Below are 21,530 nucleotides of genomic sequence, written 5' to 3'. Positions count from 1 at the left end.
TTGCGAGGCTCTGCCTGGTTATCGAACCCCACAGGGAGAGTCTGCAATGAATTCGCTTTATCTGGCCTCGGGCTCCCCGCGGCGACGTGAACTGCTGGCCCAGATCGGTGTGCCCTTCATCCTGGTCAGCGCCGCTATTGATGAAACTCCCCTGAACGACGAACCTGCCGTTGCCTATGTCGAGCGCCTTGCGCGGGGCAAGGCGACGGCAGGTTTTGTCGCGCTTGGCCACACCTCGGGCACCTGCGTACTGGGGGCCGACACGGCGGTGATTGTCGATGGGCGGATCCTGGGCAAGCCGGTGGACCAGGCTGATGCACTGGCCATGCTGATGGCCCTTTCCGGCCGCGAGCATGAAGTGCTCACCGCCATCGCCCTGACCGACGGCCAGCAATGTGAAACCCAATGTGTCAGCAGCCGTGTACGTTTCCGCGAGGTTTCTGTGCGGGAGGCTACCACCTACTGGCACAGTGGCGAACCGCAGGACAAGGCCGGCGGCTATGCTATCCAAGGGCTGGGCTCGGTGTTTGTGGCCGGGCTGAATGGCAGTTATTCCGCCGTGGTGGGCCTGCCAGTCTGCGAAACCGCGCAACTGCTCGCCCAATTCGGCATACCCTGTTGGCAAAACCTTACCGTGTGCTGAACGCCGTATTCCAGCGCCAAGCCTTAAGCGAACGGTCACTATTGTGAAAACGCCTGAACGAGACCCAGCCATGAGTGAAGAGATTCTGATCAATATCACGCCGATGGAATCGCGCGTGGCGGTGGTAGAGAACGGTGTTCTGCAAGAAGTGCATGTCGAGCGCACCCAGAAGCGCGGGATCGTCGGCAATATCTACAAAGGCAAGGTGGTGCGCGTATTGCCGGGCATGCAGGCGGCCTTCGTCGACATCGGCCTGGACCGTGCAGCGTTTATCCATGCCTCGGAAATTTCCTTGCGCGAGGGCCCTGCGGTGGAAAGCATCAGCGCTCTGGTGCACGAGGGCCAGAGCCTGGTGGTGCAAGTCACCAAGGACCCCATCGGTTCCAAGGGCGCCCGCTTGACCACCCAACTGTCGATTCCCTCGCGCTATCTGGTGTACATGCCGCGCACCGCCCATGTGGGCATTTCCTTGAAGATCGAAGATGAAGCCGAGCGCGAGCGCCTGAAGAAGGTGGTCAGCGACTGCGTCGCCGCCGAGGGCATCAAGGAAGCGGGCGGGTTTATCCTGCGCACCGCCGCAGAAGGCGCAGGCGCTGACGAGATCCTCATGGATATTCGCTACCTGCGGCGCTTGTGGGACCAAATCGACGCGCAGATCAAGACCATTGGCGCGCCCAGCGTCATTTATGAAGACCTTGGCCTGGCGTTGCGCACGTTGCGCGATCTGGTCAGCCCGAAGATCGAGAAAATTCGCATCGATTCGCGGGAAACCTTCCAGCGCACCACGCAATTTGTTGCTGAGTTGATGCCAGAAATCGCCGATCGCCTGGAGCACTACCCCGGCGAGCGGCCGATATTCGACCTGTATGGCGTCGAAGACGAAATCCAGAAAGCCCTGGAGCGCAAGGTGCCACTCAAGTCCGGCGGCTACCTGGTGGTGGACCCGGCAGAAGCCATGACCACCATCGACGTCAACACCGGTGCCTTCGTGGGCCATCGCAACCTTGAAGAGACGATCTTCAAGACCAACCTCGAAGCGGCCACGGCCATCGCTCGTCAACTGCGCCTGCGTAACCTGGGCGGCATCATCATCATCGACTTCATCGACATGGAAGATGAAGAGCACCAGCGCCAGGTGCTGCGTACGCTTGAAAAACAACTGGAGCGCGATCACGCCAAGACCAACATCATCGGCATCACCGAGTTGGGCCTGGTGCAGATGACCCGCAAGCGCACGCGTGAGAGCCTGGAACAGGTACTGTGCGAGCCGTGCAGCAGTTGCCAGGGGCGCGGCAAACTGAAGACCCCGGAAACGGTTTGCTACGAGATTTTCCGTGAGATCCTGCGGGAGGCACGCGCCTATCAGGCCGAAGGTTATAGAGTGCTTGCCAATCAGAAGGTGGTGGATCGCCTGCTGGACGAAGAGTCCGGTAACGTCGCCGAACTGGAAAGTTTTATCGGTCGCACCATTCGCTTCCAGGTCGAAACCATGTATTCCCAGGAACAATACGACGTGGTGTTGCTCTGATCCCCAACTGTGCACTTTCTTCGAGACCGGCAGACCTTGATCTGCGGTCCGCTAACTGTTTTTTGAGGGTCGCCTGACATGGAGCGTCTGATACGCTTTTTTGCCGCTTTGACCCGTTGGAGTCTGGGCCTGTGTGCGTTGTTGCTGGTATTGGCGGCGGTGTACGTGAGCCTGGGGCGCGAACTCACCCCGCTGGTGGCCGAATACCGCGCCGAAGTCGAGGCCAAGGCCCAGGCTGCGCTGGATACACCGCTGCATATCGGTAGCCTGGAAGGCCGCTGGAGCGGGTTTGCCCCGGTATTGCTGGCTCACGACGTCATGGTCGGCGAGGGCAGCAGTGCCTTGCGCCTGGACCAGGTGCAAGTGGTGCCGGATATGTGGGCCAGCCTGTTGGCCCGCGAAGTGCGTATCGCCCATCTGCAAGTCAGTGGCTTGCAACTGAGTGTCAAGGAAGACCAGGACGGCCGCTGGACCCTGCAAGGCTTGCCGGTGCAGGACGACCAGCCGTTGGACCCGCAACAACTGCTGACGCGCATGCAAATGGTCAAGCGCGTGTCGGTGCTGGACAGCCAGGTGACCCTGCAACCCTTCGACCAGGCACCAGTGACCGTGACCTATGTGGGCCTGAGCCTGCATACCGGCATGAGCCAGCAGCGTCTGGACGCTCGCCTGACATTGCCCGATGGCCAACCGTTGGCGGTCAGCCTGCGTAGCCGCATTCGTGCCAGCCAGTGGCAAGACGCTGAGGTCGATGCCTACCTGAGCCTGCCGCAAAGCGACTGGGCCAAGTGGATTCCCGCCAAACTGACCCAGCAATGGAAGCTGACGCAATTGAAGGCTGGCGGCGAGTTTTGGCTCAGTTGGGCCAAAGGCACGGTGCAAAGCGCGGCGGTACGCTTCAATTCGCCCCAAGTGAAGGGCAGTTACGCCGACCGTAAGCCGGTGCACCTTGAAAACCTGGCCCTGACCGCCTACCTGCAGCGCAGTGACGCTGGCCTCAAGGTGCTGTTTGATTCCCTGGCGATGAACATTGGCGAAACCCGCTGGGAGTCGCGCCTGCAATTGCAGCAAAGCCTGGCGACCGACAAGGAACAGGAAGTGTGGAAATTGCAGGCCGACCGCCTCGACCTGACCCCCATTACCCCGTTGCTCAACGCCTTGGCGCCGCTACCGGACGGTTTCGCCAAGGCCGTCGAACACCTCAAAGCCACTGGCCTGTTACGCAATGTGCTGGTGGACTTCCGACCGCAAGACACCACCGATCGCAAACTCAGTTTTGCCGCCAACCTGGAGCGTGTCGGCTTCGATGCCTACTTTGGCGCGCCGGCCGCACGCAATGTGTCCGGCAGCATCAGTGGCGACCTGGGCCAAGGTGAGTTGCGCATGGACAGCAAGGACTTTTCCTTGCATCTGTATCCGATCTTCGCCAAGCCGTGGCAGTACATCCAGGCCAATGCGCGCCTGACCTGGAAGTTGGACAAGCAAGGCTTCACCCTGATCGCCCCGTATATCAAGGTCCTGGGGGAGGAAGGCAAGGTGGCGGCGGACTTCCTGATTCGTCTGCATTTCGACCACAGCCAGGAAGACTACATGGACCTGCGGGTCGGCATGGTCGATGGCGATGGCCGTTTCACCCCCAAGTACCTACCGGCCGTGTTGAGCCCGGCGCTGGATGAATGGCTGCGCACGGCGATCCTCAAGGGCGCGGTGGACGAAGGCTTCTTCCAGTACCAGGGCTCGCTCAGCCACAATGCGCTGCCCGCGTCGCGCAATATCAGCCTGTTCTTCAAGGTGCATGATGCCGAACTCGCCTTCCAGCCGGGCTGGCCTCATGTGAACAAGGTCAATGGCGAAGTGTTTGTCGAGGAGAGCGGCGTACGCATTCTGGCGAGCAAGGGCCAGTTGCTCGACACCCAGGTCAAGGATGTCTACGTCAATATCCCCCACGCCCCAGCGGGCGGGGACAGTCATCTGCTGCTCACGGGCGGGTTCTCCGGCGGTTTGGGCGACGGCCTGAAGATCCTCCAAGAAGCCCCTATCGGCACGGCGTCTACGTTCGCCGGCTGGAAAGGCGAGGGCGACCTGCAAGGTAGCCTGGACCTGGACGTACCGCTGGCCAAAGGCACTGAGCCCAAGATCGTGGTGGACTTCAAGACCGACAAGGCGCGCCTGCAATTGGCCGAGCCGCCGCTGGACCTGACCCAGCTCAAGGGTGATTTTCGCTTCGACAGCGCCAAGGGCCTGAGTGGGCAGAAGATCTCGGCCCAGGCGTTCGACCGCCCCATCACGGCGCAGATCTTTGCCGAAGGCAAACCGGGCAATATCAGCACACGGGTGACTGCCAATGGCCAGGTCACCGTCAAGCGCCTTACGGACTGGTTGAAAATCAGCCAGCCGTTGCCGGTCTCCGGCGATATTCCGTACCAGTTGCAAGTGATCCTGGACGGCGCGGACAGCCAGTTGATGGTCAACTCCAACCTCAAGGGTGTCGCGGTGGACCTGCCGGCACCGTTCGGCATGCCCGCCAGCCAGGGGCGTGACAGCACCTTTCGCATGACCTTGCAGGGTGCTGAGCGCCGTTACTGGTTTGATTACGGCGAGTTGGCGAATTTCACTTTTGCCGCGCCGCCGGACAAGTTCAATGATGGCCGCGGCGAACTGTTCCTCGGCGACGGTGATGCCATGTTGCCCGGTGCCAAGGGCCTGCGCATTCGTGGCGTGCTGTCGGAACTGGATATCGATCCCTGGAAGAAACTTGTGGATCGCTACGCGGGCAATGATCCAGGTGGCAATGCCAAGCAGCTGCTCAGCGGTGCGGACTTCAAGGTGGGCAAACTGACCGGGTTTGGTACCCAGTTTGATCAGGTCAGCTTGCAGCTCGATCGCAAACCAGCGGCCTGGGGCTTGCAACTCGATAGCCAGCAAGCCAAGGGCGCGGTGAACCTGCCGGACGCCAAAGGCGCGCCGATTGCGGTCAACCTCAAGTATGTGAAATTGCCTGCGCCAGACCCGACCGCGCAGGCGGACGAAAACGCGCCGGACCCGCTGGCCGATATCGACCCAAAAAGCATTCCGGCGCTGGATATTGCCGTCGACCAGCTTTTCCAGGGCTCGGACCTGATCGGGGCCTGGTCGCTGAGGATCCGCCCCACCGCCAAAGGGCTGGCCTTCAATAACCTCGACCTTGGCCTCAAGGGCATGCTGCTCAAGGGCGCCGGGGGTTGGGAAGGTGCGCCAGGCGCCAGCAGCAGTTGGTACAAGGGCCGCCTTGATGGCCGCAACATTGCCGACGTGCTCAAAGGCTGGGGTTTTGCGCCTACGGTGACCAGCGAAGACTTTCATCTGGACGTGGATGGCCGCTGGCCGGGGTCGCCGGCCTGGGTCGGGCCCAAGCGGTTTTCCGGCAGCCTGGATGCCGCGTTCCGTAAAGGTCAGTTCGTCGAAGTGGAGGGCGGGGCCCAGGCGTTGCGAGTGTTTGGCCTGCTTAACTTCAACTCCATTGGCCGGCGTTTGCGTTTGGACTTTTCCGACTTGTTCGGCAAGGGCTTGAGCTACGACCGGGTCAAAGGCTTGTTGGCCGCCAGTAATGGCGTGTTCGTGACCCGCGAGCCCATCACCATGACCGGGCCTTCCACCAACTTGGAGCTTAACGGCACCCTGGATCTGGTGGCCGATCGCGTCGACGCCAAATTGCTGGTCACCTTGCCTGTGACCAATAACCTGCCGATTGCGGCGCTGATTGTCGGTGCGCCGGCCATTGGTGGTGCGCTGTTTTTGATCGACAAGCTGATCGGTGACCGGGTTTCGCGCTTCGCCAGTGTGCAATACAAGGTGCAAGGCCCCTGGAAGGATCCAAAAATCACCTTCGACAAGCCATTTGAAAAGCCAAACTGAGAGCCTGTGGAGTAGCATGGCCCCATGCCCTGTCTGGAGTGTCGGCCCATGTCCTTTGCGGTAATTCAAATGGTCAGCCAGAGTGACGTGCTGGCCAACCTCGCCCAGGCGCGTCGCCTGCTGGAGCAGGCGGCGGCCGATGGTGCGAAACTCGCGGTGCTGCCAGAGAATTTCGCCGCAATGGGGCGCCGCGACGTGGCCGACATTGGCCGCGCCGAGGCGTTGGGCCAAGGGCCTGTGTTGCCCTGGTTGAAACAGGCCGCCCGCGACCTCACCTTATGGATAGTGGCCGGCACATTGCCGCTGCCGCCCAAGGACCAGCCCCACGCCAAACCCAATGCTTGCTCGCTGCTGATCAATGATCAGGGTGAAATCGTCGCTCGCTACGACAAACTCCATCTGTTTGATGTGGACGTGGCGGATGCTCGCGGTCGTTATCGCGAATCTGACGACTATGCTTTCGGTAACCATGTGGTGGTGGCGGATACGCCGGTGGGCCGTGTGGGGTTGACGGTGTGTTACGACCTGCGTTTCCCCGAGCTGTACAGCGAGTTACGTGCGGCGGGGGCTGAACTGATTACCGCGCCCTCGGCCTTCACGGCGGTGACCGGGGCTGCACACTGGGATGTGCTGATTCGCGCACGTGCCATCGAAACCCAGTGCTACCTGCTGGCAGCCGCCCAGGGCGGTGTGCACCCAGGCCCACGGGAAACGTTTGGCCATGCGGCGATTGTCGACCCTTGGGGCCGAGTGCTGGCGCAACAGGATCAAGGCGAAGCGGTGTTACTGGCCGAACGCGATAGCAGTGAACAGGCGTCGATACGGACGCGCATGCCGGTGGCCAATCACCGGCGCTTTTTCTCGCAGGGCGCGCAGCGGCCTGCTTCAGAACGATGAATTTAAGGCCAAACCTATGAGCGAGTTGTTGTCCTCAGTCAGTGATCACCTCCTGGCACCCGGTGGCGTGACCATCGAAAGCCTGCAAGCCGTGCTCGGCGATCTGGCCGGGCCGGGTATCGATGCGGCTGACCTGTATTTCCAGGGGCAGATTTCCGAGTCCTGGGCGTTGGAAGATGGGATCGTCAAGGAAGGCAGTTTCAACCTTGACCAGGGCGTAGGCGTTCGCGCGCAATCGGGTGAGAAGACCGGATTTGCCTACAGCAATGCGATCACCCTGGAGGCCCTGGGCCTGGCGGCGCGTGCCGCCCGTTCGATCTCCCGTGCCGGGCAGAATGGCACGGTGCAGGCGTTCAGTACCCAGGACGTGGCGCAGTTGTATGCGCCGGATAACCCGTTGGAAGTGATCAGTCGTGCGGAAAAGGTCGAGCTGCTCAAGCGTATCGACGCTGCTACCCGTGCCTTGGACCCGCGTATCCAGCAAGTGACCGTGAGCATGGCTGGCGTGTGGGAGCGCATCCTCGTGGCGTCCACCGACGGTGGGCTGGCGGCGGATGTACGGCCGCTGGTGCGTTTCAATGTGAGTGTGATCGTCGAACAGAACGGGCGCCGCGAGCGCGGTGGGCATGGCGGCGGCGGGCGCACCGACTACCGTTATTTCCTTGCTGACGACCGTGCCATGGGCTATGCCCGTGAGGCGCTGCGCCAGGCATTGGTCAACCTGGAAGCGATTCCCGCGCCGGCCGGCACCTTGCCGGTGGTACTGGGTTCGGGTTGGTCTGGCGTGTTGCTCCACGAAGCCGTGGGCCATGGCCTGGAAGGCGATTTCAACCGCAAGGGCAGTTCCGCCTACAGCGGGCGCATGGGCGAAATGGTTGCGTCCAAGCTGTGCACCATTGTCGATGACGGCACCCTGGCCGGCCGCCGTGGTTCGCTGAGCGTCGATGACGAAGGCACGCCGACCGAATGCACCACCCTGATCGAGAACGGCGTGCTCAAGGGCTACATGCAAGACAAGCTCAACGCCCGCCTGATGGGCGTGGCGCGCACCGGTAACGGCCGTCGTGAATCCTATGCGCATCTACCAATGCCGCGCATGACCAACACCTACATGCTCGGTGGCCAAAGCGATCCGGCAGAAATCATTGCCTCGGTAAAACGCGGTATCTACTGCGCCAACCTCGGCGGCGGCCAGGTGGACATCACCAGCGGCAAGTTCGTGTTCTCCACCAGCGAGGCGTACCTGATCGAAGACGGCAAGATTACCGCGCCGGTCAAAGGGGCGACGCTGATTGGTAACGGGCCGGAAGCCATGAGCAAGGTGTCGATGGTCGGTAACGACCTGTCGCTGGACAGCGGCGTGGGCACGTGCGGCAAGGATGGGCAGTCGGTGCCGGTAGGTGTTGGCCAGCCAACTTTGAAAATTGATGCGATTACCGTGGGTGGCACGGGATCGTAGGAGCCGGAGCTTCGGGTGGCGAAGACCGCCACCCGGGGAGGAGGATCAGCGCAGACCGCGTTGAGTCTCGTCCAGCTCACGGATGTACTTGAAGATTTTACGGCTGGTGGCCGGCGCCTTGTTATGCGCCAGCTCGTGCTGGGCCTGACGGATCAGGGAGCGCAATTGCTGGCGGTCCGCGTCCGGGTAGTCCAGTACGAATTTCTCCAGCACCGCGTCATCGCCCGAGATCAGGCGGTCACGCCAACGTTCCAGGTTGTGGAAGCGTTCGTTGTACTGGCGAGTGGAGGCATCGGTTTGATCGAGCAAAGTCAGAATGGCGTCAATGTCTTGGTCGCGCATCAGTTTGCCGATAAACGAGATGTGCCGTTTACGCGCGATATTCGCGGTGTGCTTGGGTGCATCGGCCAGGGCCCGGCGCATTTCGTCCGTCAGTGGCAGTTTGGCAACCAAATCCTTTTTGAGCGTTGTAAGGCGCTCGCCAAGGTCAACCAGAGCATGCAGCTCACGTTTGACCTGGGTTTTGCTTTTCTCCCCATCGAGGGAGTCGTCGTAAGAATCAACCATGGTGGCAGTCCGCAAAGAAACGCCGCCATGATAACCAGTCGGGGGCCGCTTGTCCGGCCCGGTCGCTCGATGGCCTTAACCGAAAGCAGAATTTGAGTGGAGAAAACCATGAGTGCAGCCCAAAGCGTCGGTCCACAAGCGTTACCGGCACTGCAGGAACAAGTCGAGCAGATCCTTGCCGAAGCCAAGCGCCAGGGGGCCAGCGCCTGTGAAGTGGCGGTGTCGCTGGAGCAAGGGTTGTCGACTTCGGTGCGCCAGCGGGAAGTGGAAACCGTGGAATTCAATCGCGACCAAGGGTTTGGCATTACCTTGTATGCAGGCCAGCGCAAAGGCTCGGCCAGCACCTCGGCCAGTGGTCCGGAGGCGATTCGCGAGACCGTCGCAGCAGCACTGGCGATTGCCAAGCACACCTCCGAGGATGAAAGCTCGGGCCTGGCCGACAAGGCGCTGATGGCCAAGGATGTGCAGGATTTCGACCTGTTCCATGCCTGGGATATCACCCCTGAGCAAGCCATCGAGCTGGCGCTGACCTGCGAAGCGGCAGCGTTCGATGCCGATGCCCGCATCAAGAATGCGGACGGCACTACCTTGAGCACCCATCAGGGTTGCCGCGTCTACGGCAACAGCCATGGCTTTATCGGTGGTTATGCCTCCACGCGTCACAGCCTCAGTTGCGTGATGATCGCCGAAGCCAATGGGCAGATGCAGCGTGACTACTGGTACGACGTAAACCGCCAAGGCGATTTACTGGCAGACCCCGCAAGCATTGGCCAGCGTGCGGCGCAACGGGCTGCGAGCCGCCTGGGTGCGCGCCCGGTGCCGACCTGCGAAGTGCCAGTGCTGTTTTCCGCAGAGCTGGCCGGTGGTTTATTCGGCAGCTTCCTGGGCGCGATTTCCGGTGGCAACCTGTATCGCAAGTCTTCGTTCCTGGAAGGCGCCATCGGTCAGAAACTGTTCCCTGAGTGGCTGACCATTGACGAGCGCCCGCATCTGATGCGCGCGATGGGCAGTTCGTCGTTCGACGGCGATGGCCTGGCGACCTATGCCAAGCCGTTTGTCGAGAAGGGTGAGCTGGTGTCCTATGTGCTGGGCACTTATGCCGGTCGCAAGCTGGGCCTGCCAAGCACCGCTAACGCGGGCGGTGTGCATAACCTGTTCGTGACCCACGGTGATGAAGACCAGGCGGCGTTGTTGCGGCGGATGGGGCGCGGGTTGCTGGTGACTGAATTGATGGGCCATGGCCTGAACATGGTCACCGGTGACTACTCGCGTGGTGCGGCGGGCTTCTGGGTGGAGAATGGCGAGATTCAGTTCGCCGTCCAGGAAGTGACCATCGCGGGCAATATGCGCGATATGTTCAAGCAGATCGTTGCCGTGGGTAACGACCTTGAACTGCGCAGCAATATCCGCACGGGTTCGGTGCTTATTGAACGCATGACGGTCGCTGGCAGCTAATCCCTCCCGCACGTTCTGAAAGGCGCGCCATCGCAAAGATGGCGCGCCTTTTTTATTGCGCCTCTTTTGACAGGATTAATGGGCTACTCTTGTTTTGATTCTCAATATCATTTAATAATAAATATCATTACCGAATGAGTGTGGCTCATGAGTTCTTTCCTGCATGAGGATCCCTATCTGGAAAGCTGGCGTTGGATGAGCCGCCAGATTCGCTGTGGCCTCGATCCCAATGAACCCCGCCTGATTGAGCACTACCTGAACGAAGGTCGGTATCTGGCGTGTTGCACCGCAACCCATCCATGGACGATCGCTGAAACCTCATTTCGTTTGTTGATCGACACCGCCGCTGATGTCGCCTTGCCCTGGCATTGGCGCTCCCTGTGCCTGGACCAAGCCTGGCGGCCACTGCGCGACCTGGAAAAACTCTCCCACTGTGCCTGCCGCCTCAAGCGCTGGCAGACCTTTGCCTGGCAATTGGCGAGCTGCGAATTACTGCCTTCGATTTCCGTTTCTGACTTGGTGCAAGGATCTAATGATGAGTGACACCCGTATCGAACGCGACAGCATGGGCGAACTGCATGTGCCGCAAGAAGCGTTGTATGGCGCGCAAACACAGCGTGCGGTGAACAACTTTCCCATCAGTCATCAACCCATGCCGGCGCAATTCATCCGCGCCCTGATCCTGGCCAAGACAGCCGCGGCCAAGGTCAACGTCGAGCTCAAGCAAATCAGCGAAGGGCAGGGCAAGGCTATTGTCGATGCCGCCCAAGGCTTGCTGGAAGGCGACTACATGCAGCACTTCCCGGTGGATATCTTCCAGACCGGCTCCGGCACCAGTTCCAACATGAACGCCAACGAAGTGATCGCGACCCTTGCCAGCCGTTTGCTGGGCGAGGCGGTCAACCCCAACGATCATGTGAATTGCGGCCAGAGCAGCAACGACATCATCCCCACCACCATCCACGTCAGTGCCGCGTTGGTGCTGCACGAGCAAACGTTGCCGGCCCTGCTGCATCTGGTGCAAGTCATCGAGCAAAAAGCCGAGGCGGTTCACCCGTTCATCAAGACCGGCCGCACGCATTTGATGGACGCCATGCCGGTGCGCATGAGCCAGGTGCTGAACGGCTGGGCGCAGCAGCTCAAGGCCAATATCGGTCACTTGCAGGACCTGCTACCGGCGCTGCAAGCATTGGCTCAGGGCGGCACGGCGGTCGGTACCGGGGTCAACGCACACCCCGAGTTTGCCAGGCGCTTCAGCCAGCAACTGAGCCTTTTGACCGGGGTGAAATTCACGCCCGGCAAGAACCTGTTCGCGCTGATTGGCTCCCAGGACACCGCTGTTGCAGTCTCTGGCCAGTTGAAAGCCACGGCGGTGTCGCTGATGAAGATCGCCAATGACCTGCGCTGGATGAACTCCGGGCCATTGGCCGGCCTGGGTGAAATCGAACTGGAGGCGCTGCAGCCAGGCTCTTCGATCATGCCGGGCAAGGTCAACCCGGTCATTCCGGAAGCGACCGCCATGGTGGCCGCCCAGGTCATCGGCAATGACACAGTGATCACGGTGGCCGGCCAATCGGGCAACTTCGAGCTGAATGTGATGCTGCCGATCATTGCCCAAAACCTGCTCAGCAGCCTGGAATTGCTGGCCAATGCCAGCCGGTTGCTGGCGGACAAGGCCATTGCCAGCTTCAAGGTCAATGAGCCCAAGCTCAAGGAAGCGCTGTCGCGCAATCCGATTCTGGTCACCGCACTTAACCCGATCATCGGCTACCAGAAAGCCGCTGAAATCGCCAAGAAGGCGTATCAGCAAGGCCGCCCGGTGATCGATGTCGCCCTCGAACACACCGACCTGCCTCGCAGCCAACTGGAAGTCCTGCTGGACCCGGAAAAGCTCACCGCCGGCGGCGTGTAATCAACGACCCTGCTTTGGAGGCTCACCATGGAGCACTGGAAACGCACGATCGAACAAGCCAATCGCTGCTTTATGGCAGGCGAGTTGGTTGACGCTCGCGAGGCCTATCTGCAAGCCCTGGCCCTGGCCCAAGTGTTGTTCGAACGCTGGGCGGATGCTGACGAAGCAGTGGCGGCCTGTGTCATTTCCCATCACAACCTGGCGGACCTGCACTTGCGCCTGAACCAGCCTGAGGAAAGCGCCGAATACCTCTGCGCTATCCATCAGCGCCTCTTGCAGACCATGCAGGACCCACGCCTCAGCCCGTCACTGCGCGAGGCCGCGTTGCGCCAGAGCAGCAAGACCTACGTCGAGCTGCTGAATTTCATCAGCGATCACGGCGAATACCCACGCACTCATCGGCTGCTGGGAAGTGCTGCGACGCCAACGTCCACGTCCCATTATGGAGCACATTGATATGACCTATACCTTGCCGGCCTTGCCTTACGCCTACGATGCCCTCGAGCCGCATATCGACGCGCAAACCATGGAAATTCACTACACCAAACACCACCAGACCTACATCAATAACCTCAATGCCGCGGTCGAGGGCACTGAGTTCGCCGGCTGGCCCGTGGAGAAGCTGGTGTCCAGCGTCGAAACATTGCCGGAGAAATTACGCGCTGCCGTGGTCAACCAAGGAGGCGGGCATGCGAACCACTCGTTGTTCTGGGCGGTCATGTCACCGACAGGGGGCGGCAAACCCGAGGGCGCGCTGGGCAAGGCTATCGACGAGCAATTGGGTGGTTTCGACAGCTTCAAGGAGGCCTTCACCAAGGCGGCGTTGACGCGTTTCGGTAGCGGCTGGGCCTGGTTGAGTGTCACGCCACAGAAAACGCTGGTGGTGGAAAGCAGCGGCAACCAGGACAGCCCGCTGATGAGCGGCAATACACCGGTCCTGGGCCTGGACGTTTGGGAGCACGCCTACTACTTGCAATATCAAAACCGACGACCTGAGTACATCAATGCTTTTTACAGCGTCATCAACTGGCCGGAAGTTGCCGCGCGTTATCAGGCGGCCTTGGCCTGACACTCACTCCATAACAAGATCTAAGGCCGACTATGGGCACTCAAACACTGGCGATCGGTAGCGTACGAATGTTTCGTTATGCGTTTGGCACGCTGCTGCTATTGGCAGGTACTGCGTTATTGGTGGCCCATGGGCTGGCCTGGTTGAACCTGGAGCCGCGCATCCTGCGCGCTTTGCAGGGTGGAGCGATCTGCGCGCTGGGCACCGCGCTGGGCGCGGTGCCGGTGTTGGTGATTCGGCGCATGCCGATGGCGCTGAGCGATACCCTGCTGGGCTTTGGTGCCGGTGTGATGCTGGCGGCGACCGCTTTTTCCCTGGTCGTGCCGGGTATCGCCGCCGCTGAAAGCCTGGGGCTTTCACCTTGGGGTGCCGGTGGCTTGATCAGCTTCGGCATCATGCTCGGGGCGTTCGGCCTGTACCTCGTAGATCGCAAGGTTTCTGGCGCCAGCCCGGAAATGCTGGTGGGTACACCGGATAAACCGGTTATCCCGCCGCGTATTTGGTTATTCGTGTTTGCGATCATTGCGCACAACATCCCGGAAGGCATGGCTGTAGGTGTTTCCGCGGGCGGAGGCATGGCGGATGCCGACAGCCTCGCCATGGGCATTGCCTTGCAGGATGTACCTGAAGGGCTAGTGATTGCGTTGGTATTGGCTGGGGCGGGAATGTCGCGGATCAAAGCCTTCCTGATTGGCGCTGCATCGGGCTTGGTTGAACCGGTATTTGCGGTGCTCTGCGCATGGCTGGTGAGCCTTGCCGAAGTGTTGTTGCCGCTGGGTTTGGCGTTGGCCGCCGGGGCAATGTTGCTGGTCGTGACTCATGAAGTCATCCCCGAGTCGCGCCGCAATGGCCATGAAAAGCTTGCCAGCCTTGGGCTGTGCCTCGGGTTTTGCGTGATGATGGTGATGGATACGGCGTTGGGCTGAGGGTGGTTCCATGTGGGAGCGAGCTTGCTCGCGAAAAACCTGAGAACACTGCGTTAAACCAGGATGCCCGCGTTATCGTTGACGTTTCGCCAGCAAGCTCGCTCCTACATAAGGGGGTTATTCGCCTTCGTCGAAGTAGTTGTTGATCAACTCGACCAGTGCGGCCATTGCTTCGTCTTCTTGCTCGCCCTCGGTGCTCAGATGAATTTTTGTGCCTTTGCCGGCCGCCAACATCATCATCGCCATGATGCTTTTGCCATCGACCATGGACTCTGGCGTACGCCCAGCACGGATCTGGCAGGGGAACTGGCCGGCCACGCCGACGAATTTAGCCGACGCCCGTGCGTGCAGGCCCAGCTTGTTGATGATTTCAATTTCCAGAGCAGGCATCGCGCAGGTGTTCCTTTCAACTCAGGTCGCGGTGGCGAACCTGGACGTTCTTGAGGGTTTGTTGCAGCACCTGGCCCAGGCGCTCAGTCAGATAGACCGAGCGGTGGTGGCCGCCAGTGCAGCCAATGGCAATGGTGACATAGGCTCGATTGCTGGCGGCAAAGCGCGGCAACCATTTGAGCAGGTAGCTGGAGATATCCAGGAACATCTCTTCTACGTCCGGTTGTGCGGCCAGGTAGTCGATCACGGGCTGATCCAGCCCGGACTGGTCGCGTAACTCCGGTTTCCAGTAAGGGTTGGGCAGGCAGCGCACATCGAACACAAGGTCGGCATCTACCGGCATGCCCCGCTTGAAGCCAAACGACTCGACCAGGAACGCTGTGCCCGGCTCAGGCTGGTTCAGCAGGCGCAGCTTGATCGCGTCGCGCAACTGATACAGGTTCAGGTTGGTGGTGTTGATCTTCAGGTCGGCCAGGTCAATGATCGGCCCGAGCAGCTTGGTCTCGTCCTCGATGGCTTCGGCCAGGGAACGGTTGGCGCTGCTGAGGGGGTGGCGTCGACGGGTTTCGGAGAAACGCTTGAGCAAGGTTTCTTCGTCGGCATCCAGGTACAGCACATCGCAATGAATGTGCTTGGCACGCACTTCTTCCAACAGTTCCGGGAAGCGCGAGAGGTGGCTGGGCAGGTTGCGCGCATCAATCGACACCGCAACGAGCGGCTGCGCCAATTCGGTATGGATCAGTGCACGCTCCGCCAGCTCTGGCAGCAGGCCGGCAGGCAGGTTGTCGATGCAATAGAAGCCGTTGTCCTCAAGCACATTGAGGGCGGTGCTCTTACCGGAGCCGGAGCGACCGCTGACGATGATCAAACGCATGATTACTGCCCGTTTTGTTCATCCAGGACAACTTGGTACAACGCTTCATTGCTGGAGGCGCTGCGCAGTTTGTCGCGTACATCCTTGCGGTCTAGCATGCTGGCAATCTGCCGTAGCAGTTCCAGGTGCGCATCGGTGGCGGCTTCCGGGACCAGCAGCACAAACAGCAGGTCGACCGGGGCGCCGTCGATGGCGTCGAAATCAATCGGAGCGTCCAGGTGCATCAGCGCGCTCACAGGTTTATCACAACCTTTGAGGCGGCAGTGCGGGATCGCAATGCCGTTGCCAAAACCGGTGGAGCCGAGTTTTTCACGGGCAATCAGAGCTTCGAAGACATCTTGCATCTCCAGATCCGGAATTTCCCGGGCGATCAGGTTGGCAATTTGTTCGAGGGCGCGCTTTTTACTGCCGCCCGGCACGTTCACGAGGGAACGGCCGGGGGTCAGGATGTTTTCAAGTCGGATCATGGGGGGAGAGTTAACGACCTGTACCTTGCATCAGGTGCAGATTCTTTTCCTTATGCTTTATGAGTTGGCGGTCGAGCTTGTCGTAGAGGGAGTCAATGGCCGCGTACATATCTTCATGTTCCGCATTGGCGACGAGCTTGGCATTCGGTACGTGCAGGGTGGCCTCGATTTTCTGCTTGAGCTTATCGACCTCCATGATGACCTGCACGTTGGTGATCTTGTCAAAATGCCCCGCAAGCTTGTTCAGTTTGCTCTCGGTGTATTCACGCAGGGGCTTGGTGACTTCCAGCTGGTGTCCACTGATGTTGACTTGCATACAGCTTCTCCTTCGTTGCCAGTGCATAAAGCGGTGGGCAGGAATACCCACCACTGGAACGCTGTGGCCCGCCCGTCACATCAACCGCTTACGCTCGCTGGAAGGCGCGATCCCTAGGGACTCGCGGTACTTGGCGACGGTTCGACGGGCGACCTGAATGCCTTGTGCCTCCAGTAAACCAGCGATCTTGCTGTCACTCAACGGCTTTTTCTGATTTTCAGCGGCAACCAGTTTTTTGATGATCGCACGGATCGCCGTGGACGAGCATTCACCGCCTTCAGAGGTGCTGACGTGGCTGGAGAAAAAGTATTTCAGCTCATAAATACCCCGTGGGGTATGCATGAATTTCTGCGTGGTAACCCGGGAAATCGTCGATTCATGCATGCCGACGGCTTCGGCGATGTCGTGCAGCACGAGAGGCTTCATGGCCTCGTCGCCGTACTCCAGGAAACCCCGCTGGTGTTCGACGATCTGGGTTGCGACTTTCATCAGGGTTTCGTTGCGGCTTTGCAGGCTCTTGATGAACCACCGCGCTTCCTGCAACTGGTTGCGCATGAAGGTGTTATCGGCGCTGGTGTCGGCGCGGCGCACAAAACCTGCGTATTGCGGGTTGACCCGCAGGCGCGGTACTGACTCCTGGTTCAGCTCCACCAGCCAGCGTTCGTTGTCCTTGCGCACAATGACGTCGGGCACCACATATTCGGCTTCGCTGGACTCGATCTGCGAGCCTGGACGCGGGTTGAGGCTTTGCACCAGTTCGATGACCTGGCGCAAGTCATCTTCCTTGAGCTTCATACGGCGCATCAGTTGGCTGTAGTCGCGACTGCCCAGCAGGTCGATGTAGTCACTGACCAAGCGTTGCGCTTCGGTGAGCCATGGCGTCTTGGCCGGTAATTGGCGCAGTTGCAGTAACAGGCACTCGCTGAGTGTGCGTGCGCCGATGCCTGCGGGCTCGAATTGCTGGATGCGGTGCAGGACGGCTTCGATTTCGTCCAGTTCGATATCCAGTTCCGGGTCGAAGGCCTCGAGGATCTCGTCGAGGGTTTCGTCCAGGTAACCCTGGTTATTGATGCAATCGATCAGAGTGACCGCGATCAGGCGATCGGTATCGGACATCGGCGCCAGGTTCAGTTGCCACAGCAAGTGGCTCTGCAGGCTCTCGCCCGCCGACGTGCGGGTAGTGAAATCCCACTCGTCATCATCGCTGCTTGGCAGGCTGCTGGCGCTGGTCTGGTAGACGTCTTCCCAGGCGGTGTCCACGGGAAGCTCGTTGGGAATGCGTTCGTTCCAGTCGCCTTCCTCCAGGTTGTCCACCGTCGGGGCGGTTTCCTGATAGGAGGGTTCCTGCACGTCGGAATTGGGTTTTTGCTCGATGTTATCGGCCAGAGGATCTGCGTTATCGAAGTCGTCGCCTTCTTCCTGGCGTTCGAGCATCGGATTGGACTCCAGGGCCTCCTGGATCTCCTGTTGCAGGTCCAGGGTTGACAATTGGAGCAGGCGGATGGCCTGTTGCAGCTGCGGTGTCATCGTCAGCTGCTGGCCCATTCTCAGGACTAGCGATGGTTTCATGGCAGGGGCTTAACACCTTATTCGCCGGCGCAATGCGCCATCCACGACAGGGCGCGTGAGCGCCAAACATAAGCAAATTATATGCCTGATCTCGGGGCCTTTGCCTAGAGCGCGGTAACAATAAAAAAACCGAGGTTTCCATTGACTCCCGTACGCTCCAGGTAAGAGCGCGATACCCCTGTGTTTACAGGCGGAACTCGTGACCCAGGTACACTTCCTTCACCAGCTCGTTGGCCAGGATGGTTTCGGCATCGCCTTCGGCAATCAGCTGACCATCGTTGACGATATACGCGGTTTCGCAGATATCGAGGGTTTCGCGCACGTTGTGATCGGTGATCAGCACGCCAATGCCCTTGGCCTTGAGGTGATGGATGATCTGCTTGATGTCGCCCACCGAAATCGGGTCGACGCCGGCAAAGGGTTCATCCAGCAGGATGAATTTCGGCGCGGTCGCCAGGGCGCGGGCGATTTCCACGCGACGACGTTCACCACCGGACAAGCTCATGCCGAGGTTGTCGCGAATATGGTTGATGTGGAATTCCTGCAGCAGGCTTTCCAGCTCCTGGCGGCGGCCATCGCGATCGAGTTCCTTGCGGGTCTCGAGGATCGCCATGATGTTGTCGGCTACCGACAGTTTACGGAAGATCGACGCCTCCTGCGGAAGATAGCCGATACCTGCCCGTGCACGACCGTGCATGGGTTGGTGGCTGACGTCCAGGTCGTCGATCAATACGCGACCCTGGTCCGCCTGGACCAGCCCGACGATCATATAGAAGCAGGTGGTTTTGCCGGCACCGTTAGGACCGAGCAGGCCGACGATCTGGCCGCTGTCGATCGACAGGCTGACGTCGCGTACCACCTGGCGGCTTTTATAGGCCTTGGCCAGATGCTGGGCTTTCAGGGTTGCCATTACTCGGCCTTCTTCTTCGGCTGGATAACCATGTCGATGCGTGGGCGGGGTGCGGTGACCTTGTTGCCGTTGGCGCGACCGGCGTTAGCGATCTGCTTCACGGTGTCATAGGTGATTTTTTCACCTTCCGTGGAGTTGCCGTCCGGGCTCAGCACCTTGGCCTGATCAATCAGTACGATGCGGTTCTGCTGGGCGTGATACTGGATAGTCTTGCCGTAGCCTTTCATGGGGCCTGTATCGGTAGCGGACTGCTTCTGCTCGAAATAAGCCAGGTTGCCGACCGAAGTCACCACATCGATATCGCCGGTCTTGGTACGAGTCAGGGTCACCGTGTTGCCGGTAATCTTCATCGAGCCTTGGGTGATGATCACGCCGCCGGTGTAGGTGGCGACACCTTGCTTGTCATCGAGCTGCGCATCGTCAGCCGAGATGTGGATCGGTTGCTGGCTATCGTTCGGCAGAGCCCAGGCGCTCACGCTTCCCAGTGCTGCGCCCAGACCGAGCAAAATAGGGAGAGTTTTAACGAGCCTCATACTGTCCTCTTACGTTCGATAGCAGGTGTATCCTGCTTTCTTTCAAATACGCTTTCATTCCCTTGCCAGTCGATACACCGCCAGCGCCGTCGATTCTAACGTCTTGCTCGGTCTGCGCATATTGCTTCTGTGGGAATACGGTCATGCGACTGCTGGTAATGATGGTGTCGCGGTTCTGCGCGTCTGTACGTGCGACGCGAACCGAGTCGATCAGTTCAACTTCGGTGCCGTCAGGGTTGACTTCGCCACGCTTGCTGGTCACGTGCCAGGGAAATTCGGTGCCGCGATACAGGTTCAGGTCCGGATTCGTCAGCAGGCTGACTTCGGAAGCCTTCAAGTGCTCGACCTTGTCCGATGTCATCTCATACTGCACCTTGCCGTCGGGCAGATACTGAATGCTGTAGGCATTGGTGGCGTAATAGTCGATAAGGCCTTCGTCAACCTGTGCAACAGGCTTGTCGAGAAAGCGCTCCGGGCTGATATTCCAGTAGCCCACCGCCAGGAGCAGCGCGGCGATGACCCCGAATAACAGGAAGTTGCGAATCTTTTTACTCAGCATATAACGCTCTATAGGTAGGCGGCGTGGGCCGCTTCAAGACTGCCTTGGGCACGCAGGATCAACTCGCAGAACTCGCGGGCGGCACCCTCGCCGCCACGGGCGGTGGTGATGCCATGGGCGTGTTCGCGGACAAACGCCGCGGCATTTGCGACGGCCATGCCCAGGCCCACCCGGCGAATCACCGGCAGGTCTGGCAGGTCGTCGCCCAGATAGGCGACTTGTTCATAGCTTAGGTTGAGTTGGCCAAGAAGCTCGTCCAGCACCACCAGTTTATCCTCGCGGCCCTGATACAGGTGAGGAATACCGAGGTTTTGTGCACGGCGTTCCACAACCGGTGTTTTTCGACCGCTGATAATTGCGGTTTGCACGCCCGCTGCCATCAGCATCTTGATGCCTTGGCCGTCGAGGGTGTTGAAGGTCTTGAATTCGCTGCCGTCTTCGAGGAAGTACAGGCGGCCATCGGTCAGCACGCCGTCAACGTCGAAAATCGCCAGCTTGATGTCTTTACCGCGTTGCAACAGGTCGCTGTTCATTTACATCACTCCTGCGCGCAGCAAGTCGCCAAGGTTAAGGGCCCCGATCGGCCGGTCATCGTCGTCGACCACGATAAGAGCACCTATGCGGTGATCTTCCATGATTTTCAACGCTTCGGCCGCGAGCATTTCGGCGCGCGCGGTCTTACCGTGAGGGGTCATCACTGCGTCGATGGTCGCGGTATGGATGTCAATGGTGCGGTCCAGGGTGCGACGCAGGTCACCGTCGGTGAATATCCCTGCCAGTCGGCCATCGGTTTCGACGATGGCAGTCATGCCCAAGCCCTTGCGGGTCATTTCCATCAGCGCATCCCTGAGCAGGGTGCCGCGTGGAACGCTCGGCAGCTCGGCGCCGCGATGCATGACATTTTCCACTTTCAGCAGCAGGCGACGGCCCAGTGCGCCACCCGGATGGGAAAATGCGAAGTCCTCGGCCGTAAACCCGCGGGCCTCCAGCAGTGCCACCGCGAGGGCATCGCCCATTACCAGCGCGGCGGTAGTGGAGGAGGTGGGCGCCAGGTTCAGCGGGCAGGCCTCATGGGCTACGTGCACGTTCAGGTTGACGTCGGCGGCCTTGGCCAGCGTTGACTCAGGGTTGCCAGTGAGGCTGATCATCTGGATGCCCAGGCGCTTGATCAGCGGCAGCAGGGTCACGATTTCGTTGGTAGTACCGGAGTTGGACAGGGCGAGGATCACGTCGTCCTTGGTGATCATACCCATGTCGCCGTGGCTGGCTTCGGCCGGGTGCACGAAAAACGCGGTGGTCCCGGTGCTCGCCAGGGTCGCTGCGATCTTGTTGCCAATGTGGCCGGACTTGCCCATGCCGACCACCACAACGCGGCCCTTGCTGGCCAGAATCATCTCGCAGGCGCGCACGAAATCCGCGTCGATATGCGCCAGCAAGCCCTCTACGGCTTCAAGCTCAAGGCGTATGGTGCGTTGTGCGGATTGAATAAGGTCGCTGGATTGGCTCATGTCTGAAATCGTATAGCCTGACGAAAAGTCGGCGATTATAGCGGTAATGATCAA

Annotated in this window: 22 protein-coding genes; 11 read left to right on the top strand and 11 right to left on the bottom strand. The window is 60.0% G+C overall.

Annotated features, from left to right (window positions below):
* Window positions 1-46 precede the first annotated feature (46 nt).
* From ACTJLA_RS02655 to tldD, 5 genes are all read left to right on the top strand, one after another.
* Window positions 47-643, top strand: a complete 597-nt coding sequence (locus ACTJLA_RS02655; protein ID WP_314547684.1) for a Maf family protein — start codon at window positions 47-49, stop codon at window positions 641-643.
* A 70-nt stretch (window positions 644-713) separates the two neighbouring features.
* Entirely contained in the window at window positions 714-2,171 is a 1,458-nt protein-coding gene (gene rng / locus ACTJLA_RS02650; protein WP_003188562.1) for a ribonuclease G, read from the top strand.
* A 78-nt stretch (window positions 2,172-2,249) separates the two neighbouring features.
* On the top strand, window positions 2,250-6,065 hold the full coding sequence (locus ACTJLA_RS02645) for a YhdP family protein (protein WP_314547686.1): 3,816 nt from the start codon (window positions 2,250-2,252) through the stop codon (window positions 6,063-6,065).
* Window positions 6,066-6,113: 48 nt separating this feature from the next.
* A complete protein-coding gene (locus ACTJLA_RS02640) occupies window positions 6,114-6,962 on the top strand; it encodes a carbon-nitrogen hydrolase family protein (RefSeq protein ID WP_259038634.1) in 849 nt (282 codons plus the stop codon).
* Between the two features lie 16 nt (window positions 6,963-6,978).
* Window positions 6,979-8,421 (top strand): metalloprotease TldD, encoded by a 1,443-nt coding sequence (gene tldD / locus ACTJLA_RS02635; RefSeq protein WP_034126304.1) that lies wholly within the window; start codon window positions 6,979-6,981, stop codon window positions 8,419-8,421.
* 45 nt (window positions 8,422-8,466) lie between these two features.
* Here the strand turns inward: tldD and yjgA are convergent, their stop codons facing one another.
* Window positions 8,467-8,988: a ribosome biogenesis factor YjgA gene (gene yjgA, locus ACTJLA_RS02630; protein WP_003188568.1), complete on the bottom strand. Its 522-nt coding sequence runs from the start codon at window positions 8,986-8,988 to the stop codon at window positions 8,467-8,469.
* 108 nt (window positions 8,989-9,096) lie between these two features.
* On the opposite strand from yjgA, the gene pmbA reads away from it, so the two are divergent.
* The 6 genes from pmbA to ACTJLA_RS02600 all read left to right on the top strand — a co-directional run bounded on the left by pmbA (window position 9,097) and on the right by ACTJLA_RS02600 (window position 14,350).
* Window positions 9,097-10,443 (top strand): metalloprotease PmbA, encoded by a 1,347-nt coding sequence (gene pmbA / locus ACTJLA_RS02625; RefSeq protein ID WP_034126305.1) that lies wholly within the window; start codon window positions 9,097-9,099, stop codon window positions 10,441-10,443.
* Between the two features lie 147 nt (window positions 10,444-10,590).
* Window positions 10,591-10,986: a FagA protein gene (locus ACTJLA_RS02620; protein WP_259038632.1), complete on the top strand. Its 396-nt coding sequence runs from the start codon at window positions 10,591-10,593 to the stop codon at window positions 10,984-10,986.
* Window positions 10,979-12,355 carry a class II fumarate hydratase gene (locus tag ACTJLA_RS02615; protein WP_054897019.1) on the top strand — a complete coding sequence of 459 codons (1,377 nt, stop codon included), beginning with the start codon at window positions 10,979-10,981 and terminating at the stop codon, window positions 12,353-12,355. The genes ACTJLA_RS02620 and ACTJLA_RS02615 overlap by 8 nt, the downstream gene beginning before the upstream one ends.
* Before the next feature lie 27 nt (window positions 12,356-12,382).
* The gene (locus tag ACTJLA_RS02610; RefSeq protein WP_259038631.1) at window positions 12,383-12,811 is read left to right on the top strand and encodes a hypothetical protein; all 429 of its coding nucleotides are present in this window, start codon (window positions 12,383-12,385) and stop codon (window positions 12,809-12,811) included.
* A gap of 1 nt (window position 12,812) precedes the next feature.
* A complete protein-coding gene (locus ACTJLA_RS02605; RefSeq protein ID WP_034126308.1) occupies window positions 12,813-13,424 on the top strand; it encodes a superoxide dismutase in 612 nt (203 codons plus the stop codon).
* Between the two features lie 32 nt (window positions 13,425-13,456).
* Complete coding sequence (locus ACTJLA_RS02600; RefSeq protein ID WP_259038629.1) at window positions 13,457-14,350, top strand: ZIP family metal transporter; 894 nt, start codon at window positions 13,457-13,459, stop codon at window positions 14,348-14,350.
* A 117-nt stretch (window positions 14,351-14,467) separates the two neighbouring features.
* Here the strand turns inward: ACTJLA_RS02600 and ACTJLA_RS02595 are convergent, their stop codons facing one another.
* The 10 genes from ACTJLA_RS02595 to ACTJLA_RS02550 all read right to left on the bottom strand — a co-directional run bounded on the left by ACTJLA_RS02595 (window position 14,468) and on the right by ACTJLA_RS02550 (window position 21,476).
* Window positions 14,468-14,740, bottom strand: a complete 273-nt coding sequence (locus ACTJLA_RS02595; RefSeq protein ID WP_003188577.1) for an HPr family phosphocarrier protein — start codon at window positions 14,738-14,740, stop codon at window positions 14,468-14,470.
* 16 nt (window positions 14,741-14,756) lie between these two features.
* Entirely contained in the window at window positions 14,757-15,614 is an 858-nt protein-coding gene (gene rapZ / locus ACTJLA_RS02590) for an RNase adapter RapZ (RefSeq protein ID WP_034126310.1), read from the bottom strand.
* A 2-nt stretch (window positions 15,615-15,616) separates the two neighbouring features.
* Window positions 15,617-16,081: a PTS IIA-like nitrogen regulatory protein PtsN gene (gene ptsN, locus ACTJLA_RS02585; RefSeq protein WP_034126311.1), complete on the bottom strand. Its 465-nt coding sequence runs from the start codon at window positions 16,079-16,081 to the stop codon at window positions 15,617-15,619.
* A gap of 10 nt (window positions 16,082-16,091) precedes the next feature.
* Window positions 16,092-16,397 (bottom strand): ribosome hibernation-promoting factor, HPF/YfiA family, encoded by a 306-nt coding sequence (gene hpf / locus ACTJLA_RS02580; RefSeq protein WP_003171804.1) that lies wholly within the window; start codon window positions 16,395-16,397, stop codon window positions 16,092-16,094.
* A 75-nt stretch (window positions 16,398-16,472) separates the two neighbouring features.
* Window positions 16,473-17,966, bottom strand: a complete 1,494-nt coding sequence (locus tag ACTJLA_RS02575) for an RNA polymerase factor sigma-54 (protein WP_034126312.1) — start codon at window positions 17,964-17,966, stop codon at window positions 16,473-16,475.
* Between the two features lie 184 nt (window positions 17,967-18,150).
* Window positions 18,151-18,876: an LPS export ABC transporter ATP-binding protein gene (lptB, locus tag ACTJLA_RS02570; RefSeq protein WP_003188582.1), complete on the bottom strand. Its 726-nt coding sequence runs from the start codon at window positions 18,874-18,876 to the stop codon at window positions 18,151-18,153.
* Window positions 18,876-19,409 (bottom strand): lipopolysaccharide transport periplasmic protein LptA, encoded by a 534-nt coding sequence (gene lptA / locus ACTJLA_RS02565; RefSeq protein ID WP_032893554.1) that lies wholly within the window; start codon window positions 19,407-19,409, stop codon window positions 18,876-18,878. The genes lptB and lptA overlap by 1 nt, the downstream gene beginning before the upstream one ends.
* Window positions 19,396-19,968: an LPS export ABC transporter periplasmic protein LptC gene (lptC, locus tag ACTJLA_RS02560; protein ID WP_014716937.1), complete on the bottom strand. Its 573-nt coding sequence runs from the start codon at window positions 19,966-19,968 to the stop codon at window positions 19,396-19,398. Before lptC ends, lptA begins: the two co-directional genes overlap by 14 nt.
* Before the next feature lie 8 nt (window positions 19,969-19,976).
* The gene (locus ACTJLA_RS02555; protein WP_054897015.1) at window positions 19,977-20,501 is read right to left on the bottom strand and encodes a KdsC family phosphatase; all 525 of its coding nucleotides are present in this window, start codon (window positions 20,499-20,501) and stop codon (window positions 19,977-19,979) included.
* Window positions 20,502-21,476, bottom strand: coding sequence for a KpsF/GutQ family sugar-phosphate isomerase (locus ACTJLA_RS02550; RefSeq protein WP_034126314.1), 975 nt, complete (start codon window positions 21,474-21,476; stop codon window positions 20,502-20,504).
* Between the last annotated feature and the right edge of the window lie 54 nt (window positions 21,477-21,530).

Origin of the sequence: Pseudomonas sp. 22072 (assembly GCF_052046095.1) — a bacterium.
GTDB lineage: Bacteria > Pseudomonadota > Gammaproteobacteria > Pseudomonadales > Pseudomonadaceae > Aquipseudomonas > Aquipseudomonas paracarnis.
Note: the sequence above shows the minus strand (reverse complement) of the source record. Positions and strands in the feature narration are given on the sequence as shown.